22 protein-coding genes and 1 tRNA gene are annotated in these 25720 nt (G+C 40.8%); 9 read left to right on the top strand and 14 right to left on the bottom strand.

Going from position 1 to position 25720, the window contains the following annotated elements:
- Positions 1 to 11 precede the first annotated feature (11 nt).
- Both VL525_RS15365 and VL525_RS15360 read left to right on the top strand, forming a co-directional pair.
- Complete coding sequence (locus tag VL525_RS15365) at positions 12 to 935, top strand: DNA cytosine methyltransferase (protein WP_325387918.1); 924 nt, start codon at positions 12 to 14, stop codon at positions 933 to 935.
- Between the two features lie 26 nt (positions 936 to 961).
- Positions 962 to 1381 (top strand): very short patch repair endonuclease, encoded by a 420-nt coding sequence (locus VL525_RS15360; RefSeq protein ID WP_325387917.1) that lies wholly within the window; start codon positions 962 to 964, stop codon positions 1379 to 1381.
- A gap of 1 nt (position 1382) precedes the next feature.
- Here VL525_RS15360 and VL525_RS15355 read toward each other — a convergent pair whose 3' ends face one another.
- Entirely contained in the window at positions 1383 to 2090 is a 708-nt protein-coding gene (locus tag VL525_RS15355) for a PP2C family protein-serine/threonine phosphatase (RefSeq protein WP_325387916.1), read from the bottom strand.
- Entirely contained in the window at positions 2091 to 3407 is a 1317-nt protein-coding gene (locus VL525_RS15350; RefSeq protein WP_325387915.1) for a protein kinase domain-containing protein, read from the bottom strand. It abuts the gene before it with no gap.
- Between the two features lie 134 nt (positions 3408 to 3541).
- On the opposite strand from VL525_RS15350, the gene VL525_RS15345 reads away from it, so the two are divergent.
- On the top strand, positions 3542 to 4594 hold the full coding sequence (locus VL525_RS15345; protein WP_325387914.1) for a hypothetical protein: 1053 nt from the start codon (positions 3542 to 3544) through the stop codon (positions 4592 to 4594).
- Between the two features lie 148 nt (positions 4595 to 4742).
- On the opposite strand, the gene VL525_RS15340 is transcribed toward VL525_RS15345, so the two are convergent.
- Complete coding sequence (locus VL525_RS15340) at positions 4743 to 5579, bottom strand: hypothetical protein (RefSeq protein ID WP_325387913.1); 837 nt, start codon at positions 5577 to 5579, stop codon at positions 4743 to 4745.
- Between the two features lie 116 nt (positions 5580 to 5695).
- Between VL525_RS15340 and VL525_RS15335 the strand changes: the two genes are divergently transcribed.
- Positions 5696 to 6733, top strand: a complete 1038-nt coding sequence (locus VL525_RS15335; RefSeq protein WP_325387912.1) for an HNH endonuclease domain-containing protein — start codon at positions 5696 to 5698, stop codon at positions 6731 to 6733.
- A 228-nt stretch (positions 6734 to 6961) separates the two neighbouring features.
- Here the strand turns inward: VL525_RS15335 and VL525_RS15330 are convergent, their stop codons facing one another.
- The 5 genes from VL525_RS15330 to VL525_RS15310 all read right to left on the bottom strand — a co-directional run bounded on the left by VL525_RS15330 (position 6962) and on the right by VL525_RS15310 (position 11092).
- Complete coding sequence (locus tag VL525_RS15330) at positions 6962 to 7333, bottom strand: hypothetical protein (protein WP_325387911.1); 372 nt, start codon at positions 7331 to 7333, stop codon at positions 6962 to 6964.
- Positions 7334 to 7486: 153 nt separating this feature from the next.
- Positions 7487 to 8149, bottom strand: coding sequence for a helix-turn-helix transcriptional regulator (locus VL525_RS15325; protein WP_325387910.1), 663 nt, complete (start codon positions 8147 to 8149; stop codon positions 7487 to 7489).
- A 1-nt stretch (position 8150) separates the two neighbouring features.
- A complete protein-coding gene (locus tag VL525_RS15320) occupies positions 8151 to 9335 on the bottom strand; it encodes a site-specific integrase (RefSeq protein ID WP_325387909.1) in 1185 nt (394 codons plus the stop codon).
- 375 nt (positions 9336 to 9710) lie between these two features.
- Positions 9711 to 10496 (bottom strand): hypothetical protein, encoded by a 786-nt coding sequence (locus VL525_RS15315; protein ID WP_325387908.1) that lies wholly within the window; start codon positions 10494 to 10496, stop codon positions 9711 to 9713.
- On the bottom strand, positions 10487 to 11092 hold the full coding sequence (locus tag VL525_RS15310; protein ID WP_325387907.1) for a ParB N-terminal domain-containing protein: 606 nt from the start codon (positions 11090 to 11092) through the stop codon (positions 10487 to 10489). Before VL525_RS15310 ends, VL525_RS15315 begins: the two co-directional genes overlap by 10 nt.
- 378 nt (positions 11093 to 11470) lie before the next feature.
- On the opposite strand from VL525_RS15310, the gene VL525_RS15305 reads away from it, so the two are divergent.
- Positions 11471 to 12112: an OB-fold protein gene (locus VL525_RS15305; protein WP_325387906.1), complete on the top strand. Its 642-nt coding sequence runs from the start codon at positions 11471 to 11473 to the stop codon at positions 12110 to 12112.
- A gap of 680 nt (positions 12113 to 12792) precedes the next feature.
- On the opposite strand, the gene VL525_RS15300 is transcribed toward VL525_RS15305, so the two are convergent.
- Both VL525_RS15300 and metG read right to left on the bottom strand, forming a co-directional pair.
- Positions 12793 to 12864 (bottom strand) — tRNA-Arg (locus VL525_RS15300).
- A gap of 70 nt (positions 12865 to 12934) precedes the next feature.
- On the bottom strand, positions 12935 to 15007 hold the full coding sequence (gene metG / locus VL525_RS15295; RefSeq protein WP_325387905.1) for a methionine--tRNA ligase: 2073 nt from the start codon (positions 15005 to 15007) through the stop codon (positions 12935 to 12937).
- Positions 15008 to 15113: 106 nt separating this feature from the next.
- Between metG and VL525_RS15290 the strand changes: the two genes are divergently transcribed.
- Together VL525_RS15290 and VL525_RS15285 are read left to right on the top strand one after the other, a co-directional pair.
- On the top strand, positions 15114 to 16040 hold the full coding sequence (locus tag VL525_RS15290; protein WP_325387904.1) for an LD-carboxypeptidase: 927 nt from the start codon (positions 15114 to 15116) through the stop codon (positions 16038 to 16040).
- Positions 16041 to 16089: 49 nt separating this feature from the next.
- The gene (locus tag VL525_RS15285) at positions 16090 to 16497 is read left to right on the top strand and encodes a DoxX family protein (protein WP_325387903.1); all 408 of its coding nucleotides are present in this window, start codon (positions 16090 to 16092) and stop codon (positions 16495 to 16497) included.
- Between the two features lie 70 nt (positions 16498 to 16567).
- On the opposite strand, the gene VL525_RS15280 is transcribed toward VL525_RS15285, so the two are convergent.
- From VL525_RS15280 to VL525_RS15265, 4 genes are all read right to left on the bottom strand, one after another.
- Positions 16568 to 17539 (bottom strand): hypothetical protein, encoded by a 972-nt coding sequence (locus VL525_RS15280; RefSeq protein ID WP_325387902.1) that lies wholly within the window; start codon positions 17537 to 17539, stop codon positions 16568 to 16570.
- Positions 17540 to 17700: 161 nt separating this feature from the next.
- Positions 17701 to 18660, bottom strand: a complete 960-nt coding sequence (locus VL525_RS15275) for a DUF1735 domain-containing protein (protein ID WP_325387901.1) — start codon at positions 18658 to 18660, stop codon at positions 17701 to 17703.
- Positions 18661 to 18671: 11 nt separating this feature from the next.
- Complete coding sequence (locus VL525_RS15270) at positions 18672 to 20153, bottom strand: SusD/RagB family nutrient-binding outer membrane lipoprotein (RefSeq protein WP_325387900.1); 1482 nt, start codon at positions 20151 to 20153, stop codon at positions 18672 to 18674.
- Positions 20154 to 20166: 13 nt separating this feature from the next.
- The gene (locus VL525_RS15265) at positions 20167 to 23424 is read right to left on the bottom strand and encodes a SusC/RagA family TonB-linked outer membrane protein (RefSeq protein WP_325387899.1); all 3258 of its coding nucleotides are present in this window, start codon (positions 23422 to 23424) and stop codon (positions 20167 to 20169) included.
- 184 nt (positions 23425 to 23608) lie between these two features.
- On the opposite strand from VL525_RS15265, the gene VL525_RS15260 reads away from it, so the two are divergent.
- Complete coding sequence (locus VL525_RS15260) at positions 23609 to 23956, top strand: PadR family transcriptional regulator (RefSeq protein ID WP_147030172.1); 348 nt, start codon at positions 23609 to 23611, stop codon at positions 23954 to 23956.
- Positions 23957 to 24008: 52 nt separating this feature from the next.
- Complete coding sequence (locus tag VL525_RS15255; RefSeq protein WP_325387898.1) at positions 24009 to 25667, top strand: PspC domain-containing protein; 1659 nt, start codon at positions 24009 to 24011, stop codon at positions 25665 to 25667.
- The last annotated feature ends 53 nt before the right edge of the window (positions 25668 to 25720 follow it).

Here is a 25720-nt window from a genome sequence, read left to right as displayed (position 1 = left end):
TATTCGCGAAAATGAGAACAGTTGACTTATTTGCAGGTTGCGGTGGATTAAGCTTAGGCCTTTCTAAAGCAGGTATGGATGTTGTAGCGGCCTATGAAAAATGGGAATCTGCTATTGCAGTTTATAATGAAAATTTTAGCCACCCGATATTTGATTTTGATTTAAGTGATGTTAATACTGCAGTTACGCATATTAAACAATTCAGACCCGACTTAATTGCAGGCGGCCCACCATGTCAGGACTTTTCAAGTGCCGGTAAACGCAACGAAAATGGAGGAAGGGGCGATTTAACTCAATCGTATGCAAAGATTGTGACCAAAATTTTACCCGAATGGTTTTTAATGGAGAACGTTGAACGCATTAACAAAAGTCAGATTTATCAAAATGCCAAACGGTTATTTAAATCCGCTGGGTATGGATTAACCGAAATTGTTCTCGATGCCAGTTATTGCAATGTACCACAAAAGCGGAAACGAATGTTTCTAATCGGAAAGTTGAATGAGCAAGACGATTATCTCAAACCAGCATTAGAACATTCTTTGAGAGCGAAAAGCATGACCATTCGTGAATATTTTGGCGAAGAATTACCAATCGAATATTACTATCGTCACGCCCGTAGCTATTCCCGCAGAGGTATTTTTTCGGTAGATGAACCAAGCCCTACTATAAGAGGCGTAAACCGCCCCATTCCGCCTAAATATCAGTTCCATGATGGAGATGCCATAAAGGATGTTTCGAAGGTACGGCCACTTACTGCCCATGAACGGGCTCGAATACAAACCTTTCCAAAGGACTTCAAATGGGTTGTCACCAACAAGTCGACGCTTGAACAGCTTATTGGCAATGCCGTGCCTGTTAACCTCGCGAAATTTGTAGGAGAAGCGATCAATGTCTACAATGAAAATAACATCGTTAGATTTAACGTTGCGATATAGCGAAATTACATAATAAGTTTTAATATATGGCTGACACTTTTTCAAAAGAGAAACGCAGCGATATAATGCGCCGGGTTAAGAGCTTCAACACTAAGCCTGAGCTCGCCTTACGACATCGTTTACATAAACTGGGGTTTCGATTCACATTGCATCAGAAGAAACTACCTGGAACACCAGATATAGTGCTTCCGAAATATCGTGCAGTCATCAACGTTCACGGATGTTTTTGGCATGGCCATCAGAATTGTAAACGATCTATACTTCCGGAGTCTAACAAAGAATATTGGCTTAATAAAATTGAAAGAAATACACTTCGCGATCGTACAAATAATCAAAAGCTTTCTTCTATCGATTGGAATGTGATAACGGTTTTTGAATGCGAGCTGCGTGCCTCAAGGATTGAACACACAATTGAAAACGTAATTGCAGCATTGATCAAGCATTAAATTATTCTACCTCTAATAGCAGGAAGGTACAATTGTCCTTTAATTTACTATTCTCGAGAAAATCAAGTATAGCTTGTCCAAATTCATCTATATTAATATTTGCCAGTGACAAGTCTCTTAACGTTAATTTTCCTATGACCTCATGAAACCCATCTGAGCTTAAAATAATTCGATCTCGGCTATTAAGCTTAAATTCAAATTCCTGTATAACCAAAGCCCTACTGCTGCCAAGAGCACTTGTTAAAATATTTCTTTGATGATGTTCAACAAATTCACTTTTCGTTATAATGCCTGCGTTCAAAAGCCTTGCCGATTCAGTATGCTCATCTGTCAGCTGTTTTAATCCGTTTCCTCTCAAGATCACCACTCGTGAATCTCCGACATGAACTCCTTTTAAAAAATGATCTTGAATTATACACGCCGATAGCGTCGTAGCCATTCCACTACACAGGGGATGGCTTTTTGAATAATCCTTTAGTTGGGCATCAATGTCAATTATTAGGTTTTTTAAATTATCAACAGCGCCAGCCGTCTTTAGAGCTGAAAAAAACAAGTCCGCGGATAACTTAGAAGCTATTTCACCACAGTTGTTGCCGCCTACCCCATCCGCGATACAAGCTATCGTAAGTGCTCCAAAATCGCGCAAAAGAGGATAGTCTTCGTTATTTTGTCTTGGACCAGTAAGAGATTTAATATACGACTTTAACACTTAGTAACATTTACTCTGAATTAGCGCTGCTAATTTAGGATTAAAAGAACTTACCGAGGTAGATAAAGAATGAATTAAATGCTTTATGTAGTGACAAAACTCATCTTCATTAATTCTAAATTCGATACACATTCGTTGAACGAGTTCTTGATCGGCGCGGTGGTCTAATGCTCGTTGAAATATCCCTTCAACGAACCATCGATTGTGCCGGGTTCCCATCTTAAGTAACGCTAAGAGACCTTGCACTTTTACATCAATTTCTAAATTGTCCATGAAGGTCTTAAGCCTATTTGCAGCAATATCGCAATATGCGAAATCAAATGACGCGTGATTAACATAAGTTGCGTACATTAATGCGATCCGTCGTGCCTGATAAGGGAATGTAATCATTTTCTCTATCAGCGGTATATTCATCATATGAAACACAGCCACCGAATCGGGTGTTTTCCTTTCTAAAAAATCAGCAATTTCGCCAACAGTTTCTTCGGTCAATAATAAAGGGTCATTTTGAGCAAGTAGCTCACTTAGTTTCTGGCCAATTGGCGTTGAGGTAGTGTATGCTACATGATCGACATCACTGAAAGAATCTCTCATTGACGCAATACTTTTGAATCGCTTAGAAACATCACCTCGCGTGCACGATAGCATAATTCCGCCATATGCCCCTCCTTCATTGATCTCGTGGCCCATTTGCCTATTGTTGCCACCTACAAAATCATGAATAATACACCCCAATGAGTATATGTCTGACTGTACGGATGCCGCCTTTAAGCTATTTGCTACCTCTGGGGCAGTATAACTATCGCTTAATTTACGCATTTGGGTCTCGGTGATGGTTGTTACACTGGTTTCCTTAACGGACATCATCCCAAAATCACTAAGTGCATAGTAATCTCTTCCACCAGATGGATCTTTAAACCTCAAAACATTGCTTGGTTTCAAATCTCGATGAAAAATTCCAAGTATATGGATTGCCTCTAAACCTGACATTATATCAAAGATGACATCCAAAAAATTGGATGCGTTAACGATACCATTTTTCATATCTTCCTCTAAAGATGCCTCTGCGAGAGGCATCACAAATGATGGTGGATCGGTATCGAGGTCGCGACTAATTACAGGAACAATATTCTTATTGGCTATTGACTCTTGATATTTTGCCTCTCTCTTAAATCTCCTTAAAGCATTACTATAAAGGGGGTGCGTTTTATCAAAATTAAAAATTTTCTGAGCCCATTCGGTTCCGGCATTATCCGTCACCACGTTTACTATTCCGAATCCACCCCGTCCTCTAGGTTTTACAAATTTATATGACATGATAAATGTGATAAAAAGGTTTATAACTTGCCTAATCTACCAGTTATGCCGTTATGCTGCAACCCGTGTTTTAACGGTATTTTATAGGGATTTTATGTTAAATTTATTGAATAAATTAGGGTAAGAAATAAGAGATGTTCGACAACCAAGATAACTTTAGACCAATACTTTATACTGTTTCTGAAATATTAAAAGCTGATAACCTTGCAGAATTAAACAATCTTCTTTCAAGTGCTAATCTTACAGTCGAACAAACTGGGCACGACAATTGGAACGGAGGAATCGATTATTTTACTCTTTTTGTCAGCTTAGAGGTGAAGGTGTTCGTCAAAGTAAGAGACAGAATTCAGCAGTTAGAAACAACGCTGCTCCAGAAATTTGATATAGCGACTCGGCATATCGATCATGCGCAAATTACGAGCATTTTGATAGTGCCTAAAGCACAACAAAATATTGATTGGGGAAAAATCAATGGAAGCACAACCAAAGAGACCCTCTTAAAGGAGGTTGAATCCCTTAAAAATACCATGATATCTGTATCGACAGGTGGCCAACGCATCCAAGAAGTAAATGATGCTTACAAAGTTAAGTTTGTTGCTGTTGATAAAGCGTTACAGAAACTTAACTGCAAAAATCCAAATCCATATCAGGACTTATGGGAATGGTATGCAAAATGGAGTACTACATTTTCAAAATATCACGAAAGGCGCTTGTTTATTACCGAAATGTATGATACATTGATGCGAGCGCTAACTGAATCGCCTTCTCAAAACTCATTAAATATAACAGTTGATTTATCAGATTGGGAACGAATTGAGCGAGCTATAAATGAGATCAGGGTTAGACAACTTGATGCCAAGACAGAGGAGCAATTTCAGGTCATCGGCCTATTGAGCAGGGAAACAATTATCACTTTAGCACAAGCTGTATTTAATAAAGAAAAGCATCCAAGTACTGACGGAACCGACATCAGCAAGACAGACGCAAAAAGAATGTTGGAAGCATATATCAACGTCGAGTTTGCCGGCTCATCTAATGAAACATTAAGAAGATACGCCAAAGCGACATTAGATTTGGCAAATGAATTAACTCATAAAAGAACCGCTTCAAAAAAAGATGCAAGTTTATGTGCAAGCGCTACAATTTCAATTATTAATTTAATTGGGACGATAGAGGGGCGAATTTAATAACAAGACTTATATGACCCTTACTGTAAGTGGGTTCGATTCCTATCCGGAATCCTTTTTTCCATTACTTTCCTGTATAAACGCGTAATTTCCATCTGCGAGGTAAAGCAATGGGTAAAATTTCTATCGGTTTGAAACATTAAAATCGTTAATTTAAAACTTGTTGAGGATCAAATCCGAGCCGTTGAATCAGCCCCTTATTGTTGACATCAGATGAATCAACCGGAATTTCAAAATGCTGATAACCCAATTTGGCGGTCGCAGTCAGATCATTTGGAAACCAATACGCATGAAGCTCGTTACCATATTTGATTAGATTCCAATAAACTGCACTGTAGTTTTTAGAAATGCCGTCAACGTTAAAAAGTTTGAATGAACCCCACGAGCCTTTCCAATACTGCACCTGGGGAAAGGAAGGACCAATATAGCGCACTCTTTTTGCGAACATTTTATTTCCTACCAAAGCTCTGGTGAGATATTCGACTTGCAATTCAGTTCCTTCATTTTGAGCCTGTCTTTCGATCCCCTCATTAAAATCGTACGTGTCCGACAACAAAACACCGTTTACGGCGTAGGCATTTAATTCCCATCCTGAATAATGCCCTTTGGAATACTCGTCAGGTTTAACGAGTGTTTTGTTTATGTCTTTATAAAAAGCATCTTCATTGGGATAACCAAAGAAAGGATGCCAACGGGCATATTTACCTTTTCTGGGAATTTTGAGGTTGGTGACCATTGCATCTTCCTGTACCGTGAAAACGCCATAAGTAACTACACTTTGACGCAATTTTGGGTCTATGATAGCCTTAAAATATGGATTGTCCCACTCAAGGAATTCAGGCCATTTTGAATTTGGTTTTAAGGGATATGTGACGTAAAGGCTATCCAGATGAGTCTTCGGTTGAATTTGTTGGCCAAAAACCGATAACTTAAAAACAAATAAGATTACATTAACTGTAATTAGGCGCTTCAATAATTGTGACATTTGGTTTTGGATAATGGCGAATAAGTTAACTCTATGGATTGGTCTTGTCAACCCGTGTTTTCACCCTATTTTGATCTCGCATTAAGGTTATCTTATTTAAGCTGTATTTTTACTTAATGAATCTTCCTGATTATCAGAGTTTACCCATAAATCTACTCGCGGCATGTTTTAACAAAACATCAGCTACCTACAAATTCTATTGGTTTTTATCAATAATTAATCAGGTTGAGCATGGAAAGATAACCATTCAAAAGCATGAGCTTTTCGCTGATATGATCGCGCAATCTTGGTTTACCGTCAATTATTTCCACGTTTCTTTTGGTAAGCAGGATAAACTGCAACAAGCCATAGAAAATTTGAAAACAATTGAAGGTTTGACGATTGATGCGCCCAGGCAGATGATTTTGGAAACCTTATCAACATCAAAGAATAAAGGTTCAATCCATGAATTACAATATTTCAACTCTGAAGTCCCACATCGTTTTTTAAGCCCTTGGTTCAAAGCAGATGACTTGAAAGAAGCATATCATCTATCCAAGACTTTTACAAACTGTTGTCTGTATGCATTGAGCAAAGATCAAATTCAGATCAATCCGGCGTGGATTGAATACCTTCGAACAAACGCACGGGTGCTCAAAGATTTCTGTTACTGGAATTTGGCTATGTACCTACAAGCCAAGAATCCCAATGTGCCTGACATACCAAACAAGCTAATTAAACTGCCGGTTAGAAAGGCATTGGTTGAACAGCGCAGAAATTTTTGGGATATTGTTATTCGTGAGCTTGGTAGCGTTGATTGCATTTACACCAACAAAAAGCTTGTTTTTGGTGATTATGCTGTTGAACACTTTGTCCCTTACGCTTTTGTTTCTCACGATCTGATTTGGAATTTGATACCTGCGGATCGTTCTTTCAATAGTAGCAAGAGTGATCGTTTACCAATTCTGGACAAACATTTTTTGCCATTCTTCAAGCTTCAAAAAGAGGCCGTTGATATTATCCGTTATAAGTCACCAAAGAATCGCTTTCTTGAAGACTATTTGACTTTGTTCCCCGCTTTAAGTCCACATTATTTTACCCAAGAAAGGTTCTTTGACCAGGTTCAACCATTAATTACTATTGCAAGCAACAATGGTTTTCAGTTTATGCTTTGACATTTCGAGCCATTAAGGAACTTCAAGCTGATTTGCGCTTTAACAGGAACGCTCCGCGCACTTAATAAACCTTTTTCAACACACTTCTTCAGTAAGGGTTTAGAAATATTCTTACTTTTCGGAGAGAGAGAAGAGAGTAGGGCTGCCTGCGGCGCAAACACCACTTTTCCCCCCATCCCCCTTTTCTCCTCTTAACTGTGAACCGAAAAATAACTTCCGGCTACGGGATCAAGCTTCAGATAGACCTTTTTTGTCAACTTCTTTAGCTGAGGGGGTTTTGCTGCCTTTTTCCTTCTTTACAGGTCTTATAACAATGCCCCCAAAGTAGGCTTCTTCTGCATTGCACTTAACGCCTTTGATGATGCAAAGAGTTGACCTGTAAAGTTTCTCGCCTTCCATATATTTTCCTTGAACTCCGTGGCCGCTTTCCGTGATATTAAAGAACGCTATCGAATTTCCGTCTTTGTCTACTGCTTGTTTAATACATTTATCGCAAACGTAATCCCGGTAACGCTCATTGTACTTTACGTAACGAATACAGGTCGGACAGTGCTGCTGTTTAGCGTGCTCTTTGTTTTGTGGTGTTTTTGCTTTTTTCATTGTTTATGGTTTTAGTGTATAAATTCATTTTTAGCACTGAAATTTGTTGAGGGTGATACTTTAATTACGCGCCTGGCCCTTCGTTCATTTTAGGTTACGATCATTCCTCCTCGTCATTAAAAAGCATGAAAAAAGCCTAAGTTCCGTTCGGACTTAGGCTGCTTCTTGCTTCATCCATTCGTTGACTTCCTCCAAATAGAAATAAACAAATTTCCCATTCTTGTGGGCAGGCATGCCGTCTGCTACACGTCTGTTCAAGGTTGATTTACTGATATTGAACAGATCCATAACATCTTCTTTGGTCAGCCAGGGCTTAGATAACCTTTGTTTAGCATGTTGCATTACGTTTAACCGTTCATTTACATCTTCAGCTGTCAAACGCTCGGCTGTATTTGTTATAAATTCAATCTCTGCATTAAGCCACCTTACAGGATTATAATGCTTTTGCTCATCTACTATTTCTGAGAGTTCATTATCATAATCATCTTTAAAGGCTTTATAATGGTCTGGATCAGGTGCTCTCAATAGTTGAACTGCCAATTTTTTGAAAAAGTAAAGTGCGGCGAGTTTATCTCTCACCGGAAATTTTTTGATTGTTTCTTCAATGAATTCAATAAATTCTTTGTTGATATATATTCGTTTTAACTTTTTTTCAAGCTGTCTTTTGAACTGGTGAGTAAGCTGGGTCTGACATGGTGATTTTGCTTTGGTTGCCGTTTGAGGTGTCATAATTGATTTAATTTCATGGTTAGAGTTTCGATTCTTGTAGATATGTGTCGCATGGATTAATTTATTTGATGATGCAGTTGTCGCCATGTCAAATTGCATGGCTAAAATTGTAGATGTCCGACATATTATTAATCGAATTGACCAAGTCAGCTTCCAAAGCTTTGGCATATACCTGTGTCTCGGTGATACGGGAATGACCCATCAAATCTTTAATAAATAGTATATTGGTGTTAGCTTCAATTAAATTGGATGCAAAAGTATGCCTGGAACAGTGGTAGCTGATGTCCTTGTTGATCCCTGCATTTTTCATAATGTCTTTTATGTTTCGATTTAGTACCTGATTTGCGATTTGAGGGAAAACCTTTGTTTGTGGTGATTTGATAATATGTTTCCCATATTTTTCAATGATTGCTTTTGAATTAGCGGTTAGAGGTATGGTTATTTGTTTTGAAGTCTTGGTCATCTTGAGCGTTATGGTGTAAGGGTCATTTTTAATATCTTCCCATTTTAAATTCATCACATCGCTGTAACGTAACCCTGTAAAACAACTGAACAGAAACAGGTCTTTAGTTTTGTGTTGAAATACCTCTTCTGCCGGGACATCCAAATTCATCAATTGTCTTACTTCTGAAATACTCAAGAAATTTCTTTTGCCGGTGGAGGCTTTGATTTTGAAATGGATATAGGGGTTCTTGGTCAAATACCCTTTTTTTATCGCTTCATTACACATTGCTTTCAGGCATTTGTGCTTTACGAATCTGCCGCCAACTGCATTACCCTTTACATTCGCCATATACAAATCCAACTTCTGCACTGTGTCATATGTAAGGTCTCCAAAGTTCAGTTTGCCATTAAATGATTTTAGCATCTTCAAAGCTGAACGATAAGATTTTAAGGTATTGTCTCGCTTGCTGTTGTTCCACAAATCAAGTTGTTGTTCCCAAAAAGTGAAAAATGTTAGTTTTGCGTTTTGATCAAAATAGGATGTTGCAATGGTAAAGGTGATTGCCTGGCTTAAACTTTCCCGGCTCATCATAAAAACTCTCCATTTTGTCATTTCTGCTGATAAGTACGAATTCAATAATTCATTTAATTTACAGTTCAATTTTGGTGATGAACTTGCTTTATTCCAGTCTTTCAAAAGAATGGTCTTGCCAGTTGGGATTCGAGTTGTAGACGGCCCAACTCTTACAGAGTAATATATAGGCACCATCCCGTCAGCCTTGATTTTGTCAGGCCTCAATACCGTTTTTATAGAGTATGTAAGTCTCATGATTTGTTAATTTAGGTTCGCTAATCTCCAGCGAACTTTTTGTTTTTTAAAGTACTTTTTAATTTAAAATATTATTAATCAAATGGTTGTGTAATTTTTTGAACCTTTTCATCTGAATTCCGACTTGTGACAAGAGGTTTTGGGTATCTGGCACCGTGCCGTTTTGAAATACCTTTAGCAAATGCAGATTTTGGACTATACCCAAATGGATGTTCATAGCATTATTAATGGCATTGCAGAAATTTTCATCAGTTTTTAGCCAAGCGTAAAATTGAGTTCTACCGATCTTGGCACTTGAGCAGGCTTCGCATACATTGAAATTTTTGGCTATCAACTCCCGGATAACTTTATGCTGGTTTCTTATAGTAGACTTTCTCATATCTCAGCCTTCTTCATTTCATTGGCATAAGAGTCACAATATTTCAAATCTGCGGTCGTATAGTAAACCATACTGTACCGAAAACCTCCTTTTTTGAGATTAATATCAGAAACACCATGAACAATATCTTTTCCGCAAAAGAAAATCAATGATCGGTTGGATACCTCAACTGCAAGAGCATATTCAGGAAACACTATATATCCTCCTGACATATTGTGCTTTAATGTGATCATTGCTGAATAACCGTTTCTTGAATTGTCGTTGTCAAGGTGAAAATTATGTGGACTGTTTTTGTTGATTATGCCGCTGGTCCAAAAAGTATCAGCCATTTGCCAATCTGTATGAATACCGCTTTTTTTAAATACAGACATTCCTATTTTTTGCCATTGTTCTAAATATGTTTTCATTATCTCATTAGCAATGGTGCTATATTTTATTTTTAGCAATTGATTGAGCTTTGGTGACCGTAAAATTGTCGCACCGACATTACAAAAATTGTCATGGTTAATTTTAGCTGTTACTGCTCCAAACAGGATACTTTCATTCCGATCGCCGAGCGTTTTCCGAGTTGATTTTTGAAATTCGAGTTTTTCCAATAAGGGTACCAATTCGTCAAATTTTTGATGGTTTAAGTCGAGGTAGACTATTGGTTTATGCTTTTCTAAGTTTATGAAGCTACTTTCTTTGATCAAAATATTGTAGGAGTTGTTGCTTACTGGCTGACCTATCAATTCAGTACCGAGTATATTTATTAGTTTTAAGTCAAATTCTCTTAATAACATATCACAATCCTCCCTTCCACCGCGTCGGTCAAAAGCTTGACAATAGCTTCGTTTTGTGATTTAGAGCCGTACATTTTTTGTAGCTTTTCAGGATAATTTTTGAATTCGCTGGATAGCCTCAAAGGAAATGTGGATTTTCGGATTTGATTGTCCTCTGGTGCCGCCTCGTACTTTTTGTGCGCCTGTCTTAAGAGTCCATCAAATTCTCTTGATTGCGAATCGTTCGGAATAATGTAGGTAAGGCATTTTTGCTGTAGATATTCTATTATTTCGGCTATACAATATTCACGTGTTACAATACTTAATTCATAGTGTATTCGCTTTTCGTCTGTTTCATCCAGATATAAAAAATAAACCGGAACGTCAACAATACCCTTTCTCTTTGCATACTCGAATCGCTTAACGCCATTGATAATTTTGCCCAATCTTTTGGGATGGCTGTTAATAATCAAAGGTTCTTTGATGCCATCATTTTCAAAGCAATCGAATAGCAATTTTTCATTTTCTCCTTCAATTTCCTTTTTGTTATAGTATTCAGGAATACTTAAGGTTTTAACTTCCACATAAAGTGCTTCGTTGTAGTAATTGTATTTCATTTTTAATTTTTTTATAGGGCTCCGCCTGACCCTATTAACTCCCATGAAATACGGCAAACTCAAAATCCTGGAAATATTATTCACATTTTGAGAAAAATTTAGTTTAGATACCGTTCGGTTTTGTTCGGTTTACAACGAGAAAGCACTATTTCGAGCTGATAGAAAAATGTTGAAAAATAATTTGGAACTTAGCGCCTTACTTTAACCATTTGGCTTATTGGAAACATAAAGAATTAAAAAAATATTGAAATAACGATTTAGCGTTAGCTTCACACTTGCTGTCAAAAACTGGTAATTTTTAAAAGGACAAGGAATGAAGATTAACGCTCACGCTACAGGCGTGGGCTTAGTCTATTTGTCCTTGGGTATACCAGTACCTTGATCGCAGTAGGCTACAGTTCCACGCTTGATTTTTTTAAATACCTTTTGGAACTGAAGGTGACTAAAGACCTTCAAATGAATTCAACGCCTAAACGTTTTCGTAATGAAACATTAAGAACCCTGGTATTGGTTATTGCAACAATTGTTGTTACAGTAATTGTCGTAATAACAGAACCATGGGCATGTCAAAAACTTGGATGGAAACACAAAATTTCTGACGACCTGAATGATACCGCGCAAATTACAAATGCTATCAAACAATCTGATAGCGTTGAAACGGTCGACGGCGAAGTAGGTCTAAATGATTTTGTTCAAAATTATTCAGTAGAAGATTGGTTTAATAATTTTAAATCTAACAAAGTGTCATTTGACAATAAATACGATGGCAATACCATTGATGTTATTGGTAGGATTACTGAGATAAAAACCGATTTTGGATGCGCTTTGATTGTTATGCAATCAGCGGATAATCCTTATGAGTCCATAGAATTTTCAAACTGTCCTCAAAATAAAGATGGCTGGCGTGATGAAGTCGCTCAAATAGCTGTCGGTGACACCACGCATATATTCGGAAAATACGATGCCAACCTATCGTCAAGCTCTCGAATGTACATTTATAAATGTCACATTAAAAAATAACCCGCTTTTTAAATCGACCTAGACTTTCCGAGGAAATTCTTGCGTTTTCTTTGGCGTTTTCTTTTGAGAGTTCAACGATCTTGGGGATAGGTGAGGGTAAGTGAGGTTTAACTTAAATAAGTTGCCTCAAAGCATAAAAAGTGCGTCTTCGACAATTTCTACAATCCTGCTTATCTCATCGCACAACACCTGTTCATATTTGTCCATGCTTTTATGATATTTACCACGTTCCGCTGTCCACCACTATAAATCGTTGCGCAATACTTTACGCTTTTCATCAGGGCTCACCATGCTTTTCAGTGATTTCCTCGTTTATTCGCTTGAGCCTTGTTTTTGCTTTGAATTCATCACCAAGTGATATTCCTTTGAATCACCAAACAGCTTAATACAGTTCATCAGACAATTACTGTACCCTCTTAAAATTCAACCTTTCCCCCAAGGGGGCAAGGTATGAGAACTTTGAGAATTAAATCCCATTATAAAACAGACCTCAAGGCGCTTTTGAAAATGCCATCAAAGTCCAAAATATCGCTTTGATCACCAGAAAATTGTTTGAAGAAAAGCAATTTAGATTTGCTCAAAAGTTTATTTAGATTCAATTCGAGCCTTGCGAACTTTACCTATTATTCGCCCCATTAAGCAAAAAACGCAGCTCTTATAGGGAAGAACTGCGTTTTTAGTGGTCCCGACGAGAATCGAACTCATATCTAGAGTTTAGGAAACTCCTATTCTATCCGTTGAACTACGGGACCTTGTCGAATGTGCAAATGCGTGGATGTGCAGATATGCATATTCTAAGCTGCAAAGGTGCAAATTTATCTCTTATCTTACAACAGAACCATTATGCAGGTCGTCGGCAGGTTGTACAAAGCTTAGCTTGCCTTCACTGTCCTCGGCCATCAGGATCATGCCTTGCGACAGGATGCCTTTAATTTCCCGTGGCTCCAGGTTTACCAGTATGCTTACCCTTTTACCGATGATGGCTTCGGGTTCGTATTGCTCGGCCAGTCCTGACACTACCGTACGCTGATCGATACCTGTATCGATGGTTAGTTTCAGCAACTTTTTGGTTTTAGCAACCTTTTCCGCCGTCAGTATTGTACCTACACGGATATCCATCGTCGCGAAAGCTTCATAGCTGATATTCTCTTTAGGCTCGGGCACATGAATACTTTTAGCCTGGGCCGACTGCTGTTTTTTTGATTCCAGTTTTGCTATTTGCGCTTCTATAGGGCCATCTTCAACCTTTTCAAACAGCAAAGCAGCCGGGTTCAGCTGATGTCCTGACGGGAAGGCCATTTCTTCATCAAAACCTACCTGGTCGGCAGGCCAATTCAGCATGTGCAACGTTTTCTTAGCAGTTGCCGGTAAAAACGGCTGCAGGCATGCGGCCAGGTGACCTATCAGCACCAGGCAATTGTGCAAAGTTTTGCGGGCGTCGTCCGGATCCGTTTTTATGGTCTTCCAGGGCTCTTTTTCGGTCAGGTATTTATTGCCGATGCGTGCTATATCCATAACGGTTTGCATGCCCTGCCTGAATTTGTAGGTTTCGAGGCCGCGTTCCAATTCATCATAAAGCCGGCAAAGTTCCGTGTCGATAACCGGTTCGTCCAATACAATTTTACCCGCGGCACTTTCCACTTTCCCGTCAAAAAATTTGTGCATCAGGATCATCACCCTATTCACAAAATTGCCCAGGATAGCCACCAGCTCATTGTTCACCCTGGCCTGGTAATCCTTCCAGGTAAATTCGCTGTCGCTTGTTTCGGGCAGAATAGATGTCAATACATAGCGCAACTCGTCCTGCTTGCCCGGAAATTCCTCCAGGTATTCGTGCAGCCAAACTGCATGATTACGTGAGGTAGAAAGCTTATCGCCCTCCAAATTCAGAAACTCGTTGGCGGGGACATTTTGCGGCAAAATATATTCGCCGTGCGCACGCAGAATGGCCGGGAAAATAATACAATGGAAAACGATATTATCCTTGCCAATGAAATGTATCAGGCAGGCATTGTCTTCTTCCTTAGCCTGTTTTTTCCAGTATAATTTCCAGTCTTTATCATGATCGAGCGCCCATTGTTTAGTGGCCGAAATATAGCCTATCGGCGCGTCCATCCACACGTAAAGCTTCTTGCCTTTCGCTTCTTCCAGCGGAACATCGATACCCCAATCCAGGTCGCGGGTCATCGAGCGTGGCTGCAGGCCCGATTTGAGCCACGATTTACATTGCCCGAATACGTTAACTTTCCATTCACCTTCCTTTTCGTCTATCCATTTTTCCAGCCAGGGCTGGTATTTATCCAATGGCAAATACCAATGCTTGGTTGGTTTTAAGATCGGCGTTTTACCGCTTAATGTGGATACCGGATTGATCAGGTCTGTCGGGTTGAGCGATGTGCCGCAGTTTTCGCATTGGTCGCCATAGGCATTCGGGTTACTGCAGTTAGGGCAGGTTCCGGTGATATAACGGTCGGCTAAAAACTGCTGAAAATCCTCATCAAAATATTGTTCCGAAAATTTCTCTACAAATTCATCCTTTTCGTACAGGTTCAGGAAAAATTCCTGCGACAGATCGTGATGAATGGGCGATGACGTGCGATGATAAATATCGAACGCGATGCCGAAATCTTCAAAGCTTTGCTTTATCTGTTTATGATATTTGTCAATTATCGCCTGTGGCGTAGTGCCTTCTTTTTTTGCTTTAATGGTAATAGCCGCACCATGCTCATCGGAACCGCAGATATAAACCACGTCCTGCTTTTTAAGGCGCAGGTAACGTACAAAAATATCGGCGGGCAAATATGCCCCTGCCAGGTGGCCGATGTGCAGCGGACCATTAGCGTACGGCAAAGCCGAAGTTATAGTATAGCGTTTAAATTTATTAAGTTGTGACATTGTGTTAAATTGCGTCCGATCCGCCTGGTTGACGGATTGCAAAGATAATTGATTTGTGTCGGAAAGTCCGTAAGTCGGAAAGTCCGCAAGTTTTTAATTAATAATAATGAATAATCCGTCGGTCATTTCCGGGATCTCGCCGCCATTTCTGAAAAAAGGCGACAAAGTTGCTATTACCTGTCCTGCAAAAAAGCTACCCAAACCTATGGACGATGCCGTGGCCCTGTTAGAGTCGTGGGGACTTAAAGTAGTATTGGGCGAAACATTGAGCGCATCTTACCACCAGTTTGCCGGGGATGACGACCTGCGCGCACGCGATCTGCAAAAATTTATCTACGATGATAGCATTAAAGCTATTATAGCCGCACGGGGTGGTTACGGCACTATCCGCATGATCGACAAGGTTGATTTCAGCCGTTTCGAAAATAATCCAAAATGGCTGGTCGGCTTCAGCGATATCACTGTTTTACATGCGCACCTTCATCAAAATTATAACACCCAAACTATTCACGGGCAAATGCCGGTAACCGTGCCGGATGCTTCAAAATACTCTTTGGAAACGCTCAGAAAGGCATTGTTTGGCGAGGAGTTTGGCTACAAATTCGAATCACATCAATTAAATCGGAGTGGAACGGGTACGGGCATCCTGGCTGGCGGAAATTTGAGCCTGCTGGTAGCCGTGCTGGGTTCAGTATCTGACTATGACTATAACGGGAAAGTACTTTTTATTGAGGACGTTGGCGAGTACCTGTATTCAGTGGACCGCATGGTGCGTACACTGGACCGGGCAGGGAAATTGAAAAACCTTGCAGGGCTTATAGTTGGAGGATTTACCGAATTGAAGGATAATGATATCCCATTCGGCCAAACTGTCCCCGAAATTGTGATGGAAGTGGTAAAAAACTATAATTATCCCGTTTGTTTCGATTTTCCGGCCGGGCACATACCCGATAACCAGTCGCTGATATTTGGGAAAACGCTCGCTTTATCGGTACATGAAAAACAGGCGGAGGCCTTTTATGCCTTATCTTAAAGTTCATCTGCAACTACATCTATTTTAACACATTTAATTATTAAAAACAATGGCATTATTTGGCGCTTTAGGGAATTACAAAAATTTTGGATTATTGATTATACGCCTTGGCCTGGGCGGTATGTTTATTTATCATGGCTGGCCGCTGCTTACCGGGGGTGTAAAAACCTGGGAAGGGTTAGGAGAGTCGACAAAATATGTTGGCATTCATTTTCTGCCGGTTGTATGGGGCCTGCTGGCGGCACTTGTTGAAACTGTTGGCGGTTTCCTTGTGATCATCGGATTAGCTTTCAGGCTCGTCTGCCTGTTATTTGTGATAACCCTTGTAGTTGCCGCTTTTTCTCATTTTGGCAACGGCGGTGGCCTGGGCGATGCCGCGCAAGCTATTGAAACCGCTGTTATGTTTGCCGGGCTCCTTTTCCTGGGGCCAGGTAAGTACAGCGCCGATAAAAAATAGCTTTTTACCTAAAACAGCGAACGCGGCTTCGGGGCCGCGTCTTGCTGTTTTCAAAGGGATATATTTTTAATTACTGGTTCATATAGTCGCCCAGTTTACTCAAATAAGCATCATCAATTCTTCCGGAGTTATCTTTCAAATACTTTTCTATCTTATCACCTTCCTTAGCAAAATCTGCTTTAAGTGATTTCTTTTTAAGTGATAATTCCATATGCTTGTTTGCCTGCACATCTACCACGAAATAATCGGCATCATCCACAAACTCGTCATAATCATGCCCATGCGGTGCAGCTCCGTTATTCACGTAATCAGACCGAACGAACCTGGTTTTTATAAGCTTGTAAATTTTATATTTCGGACCGGTAGCAATCACCTGCAAAAAATGGGTTGGGTTAATAGTGGTGTCCTTTTCAAAATCAAAACGAACACCTGCCGGGCTGTATAACGTGAACCCTTTCACGCGATCCCAATCTACCAGTTCAATATTTTTGGGGTCTTTGGCTAATAAAAGCCCCCCTCTTATCTTATCAAAATTTAGCAGGTTATCAGAACTGTAAACAATATTGCCCGATGGTTCCACAATAAATCCATGCGCAAAGGTGTCAAAAAAATACTGGCTTCCAACCAAATTGCCCTTCTGATGACCAGGAGCAATCTGTCCGCCCATGCGTAATGACGTTACATCCGTTTTTTCGATCCGGTTAGTTAGGTTCGCGCCTACGCTGTCTGTTGCCTTAACAGCACCAGGATTAGTTTCCTTTAAGACCACCTGCAAACCTGCACCACTTTTATTAACAGGCATTGCCACATCTTTGTATCCGGGTAACGCAAATTGTAATTTGGAATCAGTTGACGCCTTGATATTAAAATTTCCGAGCGAATCAGTAAGGGCGGCAGATTTGCTTTGCGCATCCAATATAAATACATAACGGAGGGGCGTTCCATTGTCATCTTTTACCGAGCCACTCGCTGCGGTCTCCTGTGCGGATGCTATTTGTGCCATTGATAAGGCTAAAAGGCACGATAGAATAGTTTTTTTCATAAATTAATTATCATTTGGGCTAAAATAGTATTTCAGATTTATTTCCCAAAAGTTTAGTTTTCATTTATCTCTAACAATTATGTTACATAATATCTTCACGCCCCAGTCAAAAAAAAAGCCTCCCGGTTTTACCGGGAGGCTTAAGTATTTTGTAATAACTACTACGGCTTGATAAATTCGTCGATAATCGACCTTGAGGCCGTGGTGAAATAAAACCTGAACAGCTTTAACGCTTCCGCGTAAGTGTATTGCTTGTTAGGATCGTAGGGATTCGTATGATAATCGGCAGGCAATATCTGAGGCTGTGTACCCACCGAAACTCCGTTCGGGGTAAACAAATCAGCTACATCTGTTCCATAAAATCCTATCTGGAAGTTTGAGTAAGTAGCTGACGCTCCAGTGCCGGTTTTAGTGAACGTAACATCATAACGAGGTTGGGTGAAATAATCCGTTACCACCGTAAATTCAGTTGGGGTAACCGGATTGATTATGTCCGTTCCTTCGTCTGTACGCGGAGTAGATGGAGCTGCTGTTGTAGAATCAGCCACATTCCACCGGGTATAAAAGTGCTCATAAACACCGGCAAAGTCGTTACCTATAAAGTGATAGTAATGTACACCAAGGTTACCGCTAATGGTGTATCCTCCCGTAGTGCTTGCTATCTTAATAGGCAGCATATAGCTTTTTGAAGGATCAAGCAGGTTTTTATAAAAAGTTACGGATGTAACTGCATATTGCTTTCCTGCAGGTACAGTAACCTCAGTGGTTGTAAACGAATAAGCTTCGGCAGGCATTGCTTCATAAGTAACCGGGCCACCCAAAGCGTTGTAGGTATCAACCAACGAATTGTCAACGGCTAACGTAACTTTAGTATCAGTAGTCGGTGGGTTAGCAGTCGCCACGTTGACAGAAAATTGCCTTACAATAGTCCCGTTAGCATCATCAGCGGGCGCTTCGGTAATGGCATCGCTGCCAAAATAAGCCTGACCGCTAAAAGGCATATTAACCACATTTCCAGCCTTGCTGAAATCTACATACCGTGGGTCCTTAAGACATGAGCTTAAACTAAGCGCCGTCGCGGCCAAAAGTAGCGTGGAAATAAAATATAATCTCTTTTTCATTGTTTTTTAAATTATTGGGCCCAGAATATTTTGCTTGTGAACACGTCTATCGTTCCTTCTTTAGCTAAATTGGTTGGGTTTGTGCTTAACTCAGATGTTGGATATAGTACCCTGGTTGGATATGTTGCACTGATAGCGGCTGGGTCAATTGATGACGGGTGCGCCGGTATACCAGTTCTGCGATATTCATTCCAGGCTTCAAAATTGAAATAACCGTTAAGCGCTATCCATTTTTGCGTAAGTATGGCCTGTTCTTTATTTGGTGAAGAGGCCCAGCCTACATTGGGCAGAGTTTGGCCATAATAAGTAGAAGCCTGGCCTGCGGTTAGTCCCAGTGCCTCAAATGAGGCGGTTATGCCTGCCTCATACAGGGTTTGAGCATTCCCGTTGATAAATCCCTTATTTGCTGCTTCAGCCTGCAGAAATAACGATTCTGCACCAGAAAACAATATGGCATCCTGGGATGGTGATTTCAGCAAACCGGCACCGATAGCGCTGGTATAAGAGTTAGATTTAACACCCGGATCGCCGAAAATATTACCTTGAATTACCAATGTAGCGTCGGTGCTCGATGTAGGAACCTTGGTGTATAACACATTAAGGCGCGGATCATTGAAGTTGGTAAGTGTCTTTACTGAAAAGTCATTAGCCCTGTAATAAACATTACCAAAAACCGGGTTTCCCGAAGCATCAAATCCATACGTACCATAAAATGGATTCTGTTTACCAGTAGTATTTGAATAACCAGGATTCGCTGCTGCGAACGTATCACCATCAAGATAACCGTCCGCCTGGGTAGAAGCAAGATCTGTTACTAAAGGATCACCTGGAGTCTTGGTGCTAACGCGCATAGCTAAACGTAATTTCAGGGAATTTGCAAATTTCAGCCATCCTGTCATATCGCCGCCGAAAACAATGTCGGCAGTCCCCGGATTGGCCGCGGTGCTAGGCGCTCCCTTGATCAGTGCGATGGCTGCGTCAAGTTGTTTGCCAAGGTCCTCGTAAATATCTGTTCCCTTATCATAGGCCGGGAAAAGAATTGTAGAAGGCTGGAAGGCCTGTGAATACGGTACATCATTAAACTCATCTACCAAATGCTGAAAACCATAGGCTTTCATAATTTTAGCAATCGCCTGAAAATTAACCTGGCTTGGATCTGCCGCGGCCAAATTTTCCAAAGTGTTGTAGTTTGTTAGTTGTCCGTAAAAATCAGCCCAGTCGCTATTTAACGAACCGGTAGTCAGGTTAAATTGATTAACCGTTTGATTAGGGACATAGTTACCGCTGGTGGTCCAAAAACCAGCCCAAACACCATATGCGGCATATTGATTTACCACCGAAGAAGCTGTAGCATTTAACGCTGCTGACAAACTAAGCGACGGTGTAGTGACCGATGGAACGTTGGGGTTCACCTCAAGGCTCAAATAGTCTTTTTTACATCCGGAAATTCCCGCCGTAAAAAATGCTGCTACAATTAAAATATATTTTTTCATCTCTTTACTTCAATTAAAAGGTTAATTTAAGATCAGCCCCAAATATCCTTGTGCCCGGCAATTGGTTAACGTTATTTACACCTGGAGTGCTACCGTTCCCGGTTGGGCCCTGGTTTGAGAATTCAGGATCTGTCCAAGGGTTGCTTTTCGGAACCCAAACGAAAAGGTTACGACCTGTAAATGCAAGCGTTGCTCCTTTTATATATTTACTTTGCTTAATAAACTGATCTAGCTTGAACGACAGGTTAATTTCACGCAATTTCCAGAAAGCGCCGCTTGATACAAACGGGCTGTTTGTGCTTGGGAAAGCAGAACCTTGCCAGAAACCGTAGTTACCATTTACAACGTTCACATTGGTATTAGCAGTGTAAACACCTGGTGAAGTTTGAATTACTGAATTTGGATAAATGAAAGGCTGACGGCCTGCTGATGCAGACTGGTAAGATGAACCTGCAAAAGTCATTGTACCTCCGATCTGGTTAAATACCACATCACCGCCACGATATTCAAATAATCCTGATAAGCTAACAAACTTGTAACTAAATGTTGGATGCACACCAACGATATATTCAGGTGTCGTTCTGCCAAAGGTGGTTAAGTTTGAACCATTTTGAATTGGATAACCTGTGGTTCCGCTTACAACTACATGACCCTGAGGATCGCGAACGAAGTCAGTACCCCTTAACAGCGGGAACGGCTGACCTACGATAGCATACTGGTTATTACCAAGGGACAATTGGTTAACACCGGGAAGTAATGAAACAACTTTCGACTCATTCTGAGAAAAGTTAACCTCCATTGTAAAACCAAAATTATTTTGTGCCTGTGTAAGTATCTCTCCTTTAACCTGGAGTTCGTTACCAGTCGACTGTGTTTCACCAATGTTGATCAAGTCTGAACTATAACCTGTCGCGATGGAGGTACCTATATAAACAGTCTGGTTTTTATCCCTTTGCTGATAGTGGCTATAGTTGAAATACAAACGGTTGCTGAACAAACCTATTTCGGTACCAAACTCGATCTCACGGGTTAACTCTGGTTTCAAGCCTGCACTAAAATTGGTTGTACTTGCCGTCAATCCACCCAACGATCCGTAAGGGAAGCCAGGAGCAAGGTTAAAGTTGTTATAAATCTGGTAATCTCCGATGTTGATGTTACCCACCTGGCTTACCGATCCGTAAACTTTCAGAAAGCTGAGAATTTTATTGTCCCTTAAAGCTGCGAAGGCATCTGTTGGTATGAATGACAATTTAGCCGAAGGATAGTTAAATGACCGTTGTGCTTTTGAAAGGCGAGAATCCTGTTCGTTACGGAACGTTGCCTCCAGGTTTAACCATCCTTTATAACTGATGTTTAAGTCAGCAAAGAAAGCGATCTGACGCTGTCTGAATTCCTGCTCGGCGGCCTGGATCAAACCACCAATGTAATTGATGTTATACAAGTCCTTGATAAGCAATTGATTGCTGCCGGTAGCTTGCTGTTTGCTATACGTTTGATAAATGGTATTACCTACGATCAACTCTGTTTTGAAATCCTTGAAGAAGTTATGATGAAGATCGATAACAGCGTCACCTTCAATACGGTTGGCTCCGAACGCGGTACCGTCACCAAAGTTATACAGGTCATAAACACTTCCTAAGGCTTTACCGGTGGTAAAACCTGATGCAGTATTACCGGCGCCCCAATAGTCGCTGATGCCGTAGTCTGTAAAGTCAACTTCCTGTTTGGTCATTCTTTCGCGGTAAACACCAAAGTTGTTAGAAACCTGGTAGCTTGCAGATAACCAATCAGTAGGTTCCAATTTCAATTTCAATTGCGATAATACCTGGTCCCTTGTATAATTGTCCCTGGTATGTTTGATGATCCAGTATGGGTTGATAGCATAAGCATCATAGAAGTTGCTTGCATTACCTATATCAGAGTCAGGATCTGAATATTTTTTGATATCAAGGAAAGCCGGCCATTGTAATACCGATGAATACAAGTCATTGGCGCCTGCATTTGTCACAAAGCTTCCGGGTACGCCACCAAACTGGTTTTGGAACTGGTTGCTAAAGTTGTTACTGTTATGCACATAAGTGCTAACATCGGTTTTTGTATAGCTGATAGAGTAATCGGCCGAGAATATACCGTAAGTACGGTGTCCTCTGGCACTGAACGCATCCTTAATGTTTTTGTCGTCAGGCACTACAGTTTTCCTGTAGGCATTTTGCGCCGACATATAGAACGAGTTTTTGGCATCACCCTGTGAGTAAGAGATATCATTCTGTTCGGTTATACCTGTTTGGAAGAACTGCTGTATTGGGTTTGTTTTTAACGCAGAATAAGGGACTTTAATAACAGTACCATTGGCACTATCCAAAGGCGCGCCTACTTGCACGATCGATCCATCGAAACGTGGCCCGTACAACTGGTTCTCATAAGGAACGTACTGTGAAGCGCCGGTTATCGGATCAAGGTAGTTTGGCTCACCACCGAAAGGGCCGAAACTGCTTTGTAATTTTGGATAGAATGCTACCCTTTCAAGTTGGAACGAGTTTTGGTAAATGATTTGTGGTTTACCATCGCCTGTTCCTCTTTTAGAGGTGATCAATATAGCGCCGTTTGATGCCTGTGAACCATACAAAGCCGCAGCGCCCGCACCTTTCAGGATGGTAACGTCAGCAATATCGTTAGGGTTAATGGCACCGATGGTTTGGCTCGGCACGGGAACACCATCAATAACAATCAGTGCACCATTGTTACCTTCCAATGAACGGAAACCACGAAGGTTAACGTTGATCTGAGGGTCGACACCGTTGTCAAGCGTATAGATACCCAAGCCTGCAACCTTACCCGTTAAACCCTGGGCAACGTTAGTTACGTTGGTTTGGGTCAACTCCTTAGGAGTAATGGTTGCTGCTGAGTAACCTAATTCTTTTGCCTGGTGCCTGATGCCCAGTGAGGTGGTTACAACAACCTCGCCCAATTGATTTGCGGACGAAACCAATACCACATTAATGGTGGATTGATTGCCTACGGCAATTGTTTGGGTAGTGTAGCCCACAAAGGATACCTGGATTGAGGAACCTGGTGGCACACTTAGTGAATACTTACCGGCTGAGTTAGATACTGTAACTACAGTCGAATTCTTCACCTTTACTGTGGCTCCCGGAATGGGAAGGCCATCCTCTTTGGCCGTAACCGTACCTGTAATAGTACGGTTTTGTGCAAATACCTGCGTTACGCATAACATCAGAAAGCACAAACTTACTAGTAGAAGTTTTTTCATTTCGTTAATAATAAGATCAGTTAATAGTTAATTAAAGATAAAAGTAGTGTTACATTATTAAAAAGTCAAATAAAATCTAACAAAAACATGTTTTTTCAGAAAAAAAGACTCTTTCGTATATAAAAATTAATAATTTTAGTACTATGTATTGCATAATACAATTTAAAACATATATCTTTGTGATATGATTGTCGAAAATACACAAACGCAAATGAGGAAAGGTGTTTTGGAATATTGCATTCTTTCCATTATAGCAAAGGGCGAAATATATGCTTCAGATATCATTGCTGAACTTAAGAAGGCCCAATTGCTTGTTGTAGAGGGAACTTTGTATCCTTTACTAACCCGATTAAAGAACAATGGACTCCTCAGCTATAATTGGGTCGAGTCAACCTCGGGGCCGCCGCGAAAATATTACGTCCTGTCGGACGAAGGCAAAAATGTTTTGGAACAATTGGACAAAACCTGGCAGGAACTGGCATTTGCCGTCCAAACATCTATCGGTGAGAGAAAGGTGAAAACAGAAAGGTAAAAGCAATGCGCTTAACTACTAATGACCCAATGACATTTAAGAAACAAAGATCATGAACAAAACAATTATCATAAATATAAACGGCATAGTATTTCACATCGAGGAAGATGCCTATGAAATACTGAAAAACTACATGACGGATGTAAAACGTCATTTTATGAATTCGGCCGACAGCCTGGAAATAACTACCGATATAGAAAACCGCATTGCCGAAATGTTTAACGAACTGCTTGCTGGCGAAAACAAACAGGTTATTGTGGAGCAGGACGTAAATTCGGTTATCGGCCAGATGGGGACAGTTGAAGATTTTGAGAAATCTGAAATGGATACAGAACCCACTTTCAGCGATACCTATTATAACAGTACCAGCTCGCGCAGGTTGTTCCGCGACCCGGATGACCACCTGTTGGGCGGCGTAGCCGCAGGCATTGCCAATTATTTTGATGTCGACGTGGTGTGGATACGCCTGGCGTTCGCCCTTTCGTTCCTGTTTGCCGGTACGGGCATTATACTATACATCATATTATGGATAGTGATACCCAAAGCGGTTACCCGCGCCGACCGTATGGCTATGAAGGGCGAAAAGCTGAACCTTCAGGGTTTTAAAAAGAATTTTGAAGAAGAACTGGGCGGCATGCGCAACAACCTGTCAAACCTTCACCACGAGGCGCGGCCGTTTGTTTACAAGGCGCGCGACTTTACAGGCGACTTTGTGCATCACCTCGGTACGTTCTTTAACGGAGCGGCCAAGGTACTTTTAAAACTTATCGGAATTGCCCTTATATTAACCTGCGCCGGGTTCCTGGTTTTCTTTACTGTTGCATTCATCGCTTTGCTGAGCGTGGGTTATTTCGGACCGTTTCACGAGCTGCCCTATCAGATATTACGCCACCATCATGCCGACTATATATTTATTGCAGGCTACATAGTTGCAGTAGTTCCGCTTATCAGTATTATGATGCTGGTGCTTAAAAGCATATTTAATGTGGGAAGCATTAGCCGCTCAGGTGGCACGGCCGCATTGATCATATGGCTTTGTGCCGTGGGCGCGCTGGTATATAATACGGTTGGCATTGCTTCGGAGTTCCAGTCCCATGCCAGCGTTGTCGAAACTATAGCACTTCAGCCAACAAAAGACAATGTATACTATATAAAGCTGAACGACCTTAAATATTTCTCGGCCGAAGACAGCGTAAGATTAAACATCAAAAACCTATCGCCGAATATGAAGGTTGCCGATGACGACGATAATGACTTTCAAAGTTTCTCGCACCGAAATATCAGGCTCAATATCGAGACAAGCGATTCGGGCCAGCCGGTGCTGATCAAATCCTCACGTGCAAGGGGGCCTTATTACGAAGACGCCTTTAATAATGCACGTAACATCAAATACATATTCAGCCAGAAAGATACGATACTCAAATTCGATCAGCGCTTTTATGGAAAAAACGACGAATTGTGGCACGACGAAGAAATCGATCTTACGCTCAAGCTACCTAAAAATGCCAAAGTGGTTATTGATCACGATGTGGACAGGATTGCGAACTTCAGTATTCATGATTGCAACGAGATCAATAAAAAGGATTATGATAAAGTAACCGACGCCACCTTTGTGATGACTGACAACGGCATACAATGTAAAGTAGATACGCTGGTAACCGACACTATAATAAGAAAGCACCTGCCGGTTGACAGTTCGAAGATCAAATAAGATATAAAGATTCATGAGCTGCCGGTAATGGAATAAGGCAGCTCATGATTTAC

Origin of the sequence: Mucilaginibacter sp., from assembly GCF_035492695.1 — a bacterium.
In the GTDB taxonomy this organism is placed as follows: Bacteria; Bacteroidota; Bacteroidia; order Sphingobacteriales; family Sphingobacteriaceae; genus Mucilaginibacter.
This window is presented reverse-complemented; position numbering and strand designations above follow the sequence as displayed.

Bases quoted from the DNA above. Each gene is read 5' to 3' on its own strand.
- VL525_RS15365 (WP_325387918.1), top strand. From the start codon at position 12: ATGAGAACAGTTGACTTATTTGCAGGTTGCGGTGGATTAAGCTTAGGC.
- VL525_RS15360 (WP_325387917.1), top strand. From the start codon at position 962: ATGGCTGACACTTTTTCAAAAGAGAAACGCAGCGATATAATGCGCCGG.
- VL525_RS15350 (WP_325387915.1), bottom strand. From the start codon at position 3,407: ATGTCATATAAATTTGTAAAACCTAGAGGACGGGGTGGATTCGGAATA.
- VL525_RS15345 (WP_325387914.1), top strand. From the start codon at position 3,542: ATGTTCGACAACCAAGATAACTTTAGACCAATACTTTATACTGTTTCT.
- VL525_RS15340 (WP_325387913.1), bottom strand. From the start codon at position 5,579: ATGTCACAATTATTGAAGCGCCTAATTACAGTTAATGTAATCTTATTT.
- VL525_RS15335 (WP_325387912.1), top strand. From the start codon at position 5,696: ATGAATCTTCCTGATTATCAGAGTTTACCCATAAATCTACTCGCGGCA.
- VL525_RS15330 (WP_325387911.1), bottom strand. From the start codon at position 7,333: ATGAAAAAAGCAAAAACACCACAAAACAAAGAGCACGCTAAACAGCAG.
- VL525_RS15325 (WP_325387910.1), bottom strand. From the start codon at position 8,149: ATGGCGACAACTGCATCATCAAATAAATTAATCCATGCGACACATATC.
- VL525_RS15320 (WP_325387909.1), bottom strand. From the start codon at position 9,335: ATGAGACTTACATACTCTATAAAAACGGTATTGAGGCCTGACAAAATC.
- VL525_RS15315 (WP_325387908.1), bottom strand. From the start codon at position 10,496: ATGTTATTAAGAGAATTTGACTTAAAACTAATAAATATACTCGGTACT.
- VL525_RS15310 (WP_325387907.1), bottom strand. From the start codon at position 11,092: ATGAAATACAATTACTACAACGAAGCACTTTATGTGGAAGTTAAAACC.
- metG (WP_325387905.1), bottom strand. From the start codon at position 15,007: ATGTCACAACTTAATAAATTTAAACGCTATACTATAACTTCGGCTTTG.
- VL525_RS15290 (WP_325387904.1), top strand. From the start codon at position 15,114: ATGAATAATCCGTCGGTCATTTCCGGGATCTCGCCGCCATTTCTGAAA.
- VL525_RS15285 (WP_325387903.1), top strand. From the start codon at position 16,090: ATGGCATTATTTGGCGCTTTAGGGAATTACAAAAATTTTGGATTATTG.
- VL525_RS15280 (WP_325387902.1), bottom strand. From the start codon at position 17,539: ATGAAAAAAACTATTCTATCGTGCCTTTTAGCCTTATCAATGGCACAA.
- VL525_RS15275 (WP_325387901.1), bottom strand. From the start codon at position 18,660: ATGAAAAAGAGATTATATTTTATTTCCACGCTACTTTTGGCCGCGACG.
- VL525_RS15270 (WP_325387900.1), bottom strand. From the start codon at position 20,153: ATGAAAAAATATATTTTAATTGTAGCAGCATTTTTTACGGCGGGAATT.
- VL525_RS15265 (WP_325387899.1), bottom strand. From the start codon at position 23,424: ATGAAAAAACTTCTACTAGTAAGTTTGTGCTTTCTGATGTTATGCGTA.
- VL525_RS15260 (WP_147030172.1), top strand. From the start codon at position 23,609: ATGATTGTCGAAAATACACAAACGCAAATGAGGAAAGGTGTTTTGGAA.
- VL525_RS15255 (WP_325387898.1), top strand. From the start codon at position 24,009: ATGAACAAAACAATTATCATAAATATAAACGGCATAGTATTTCACATC.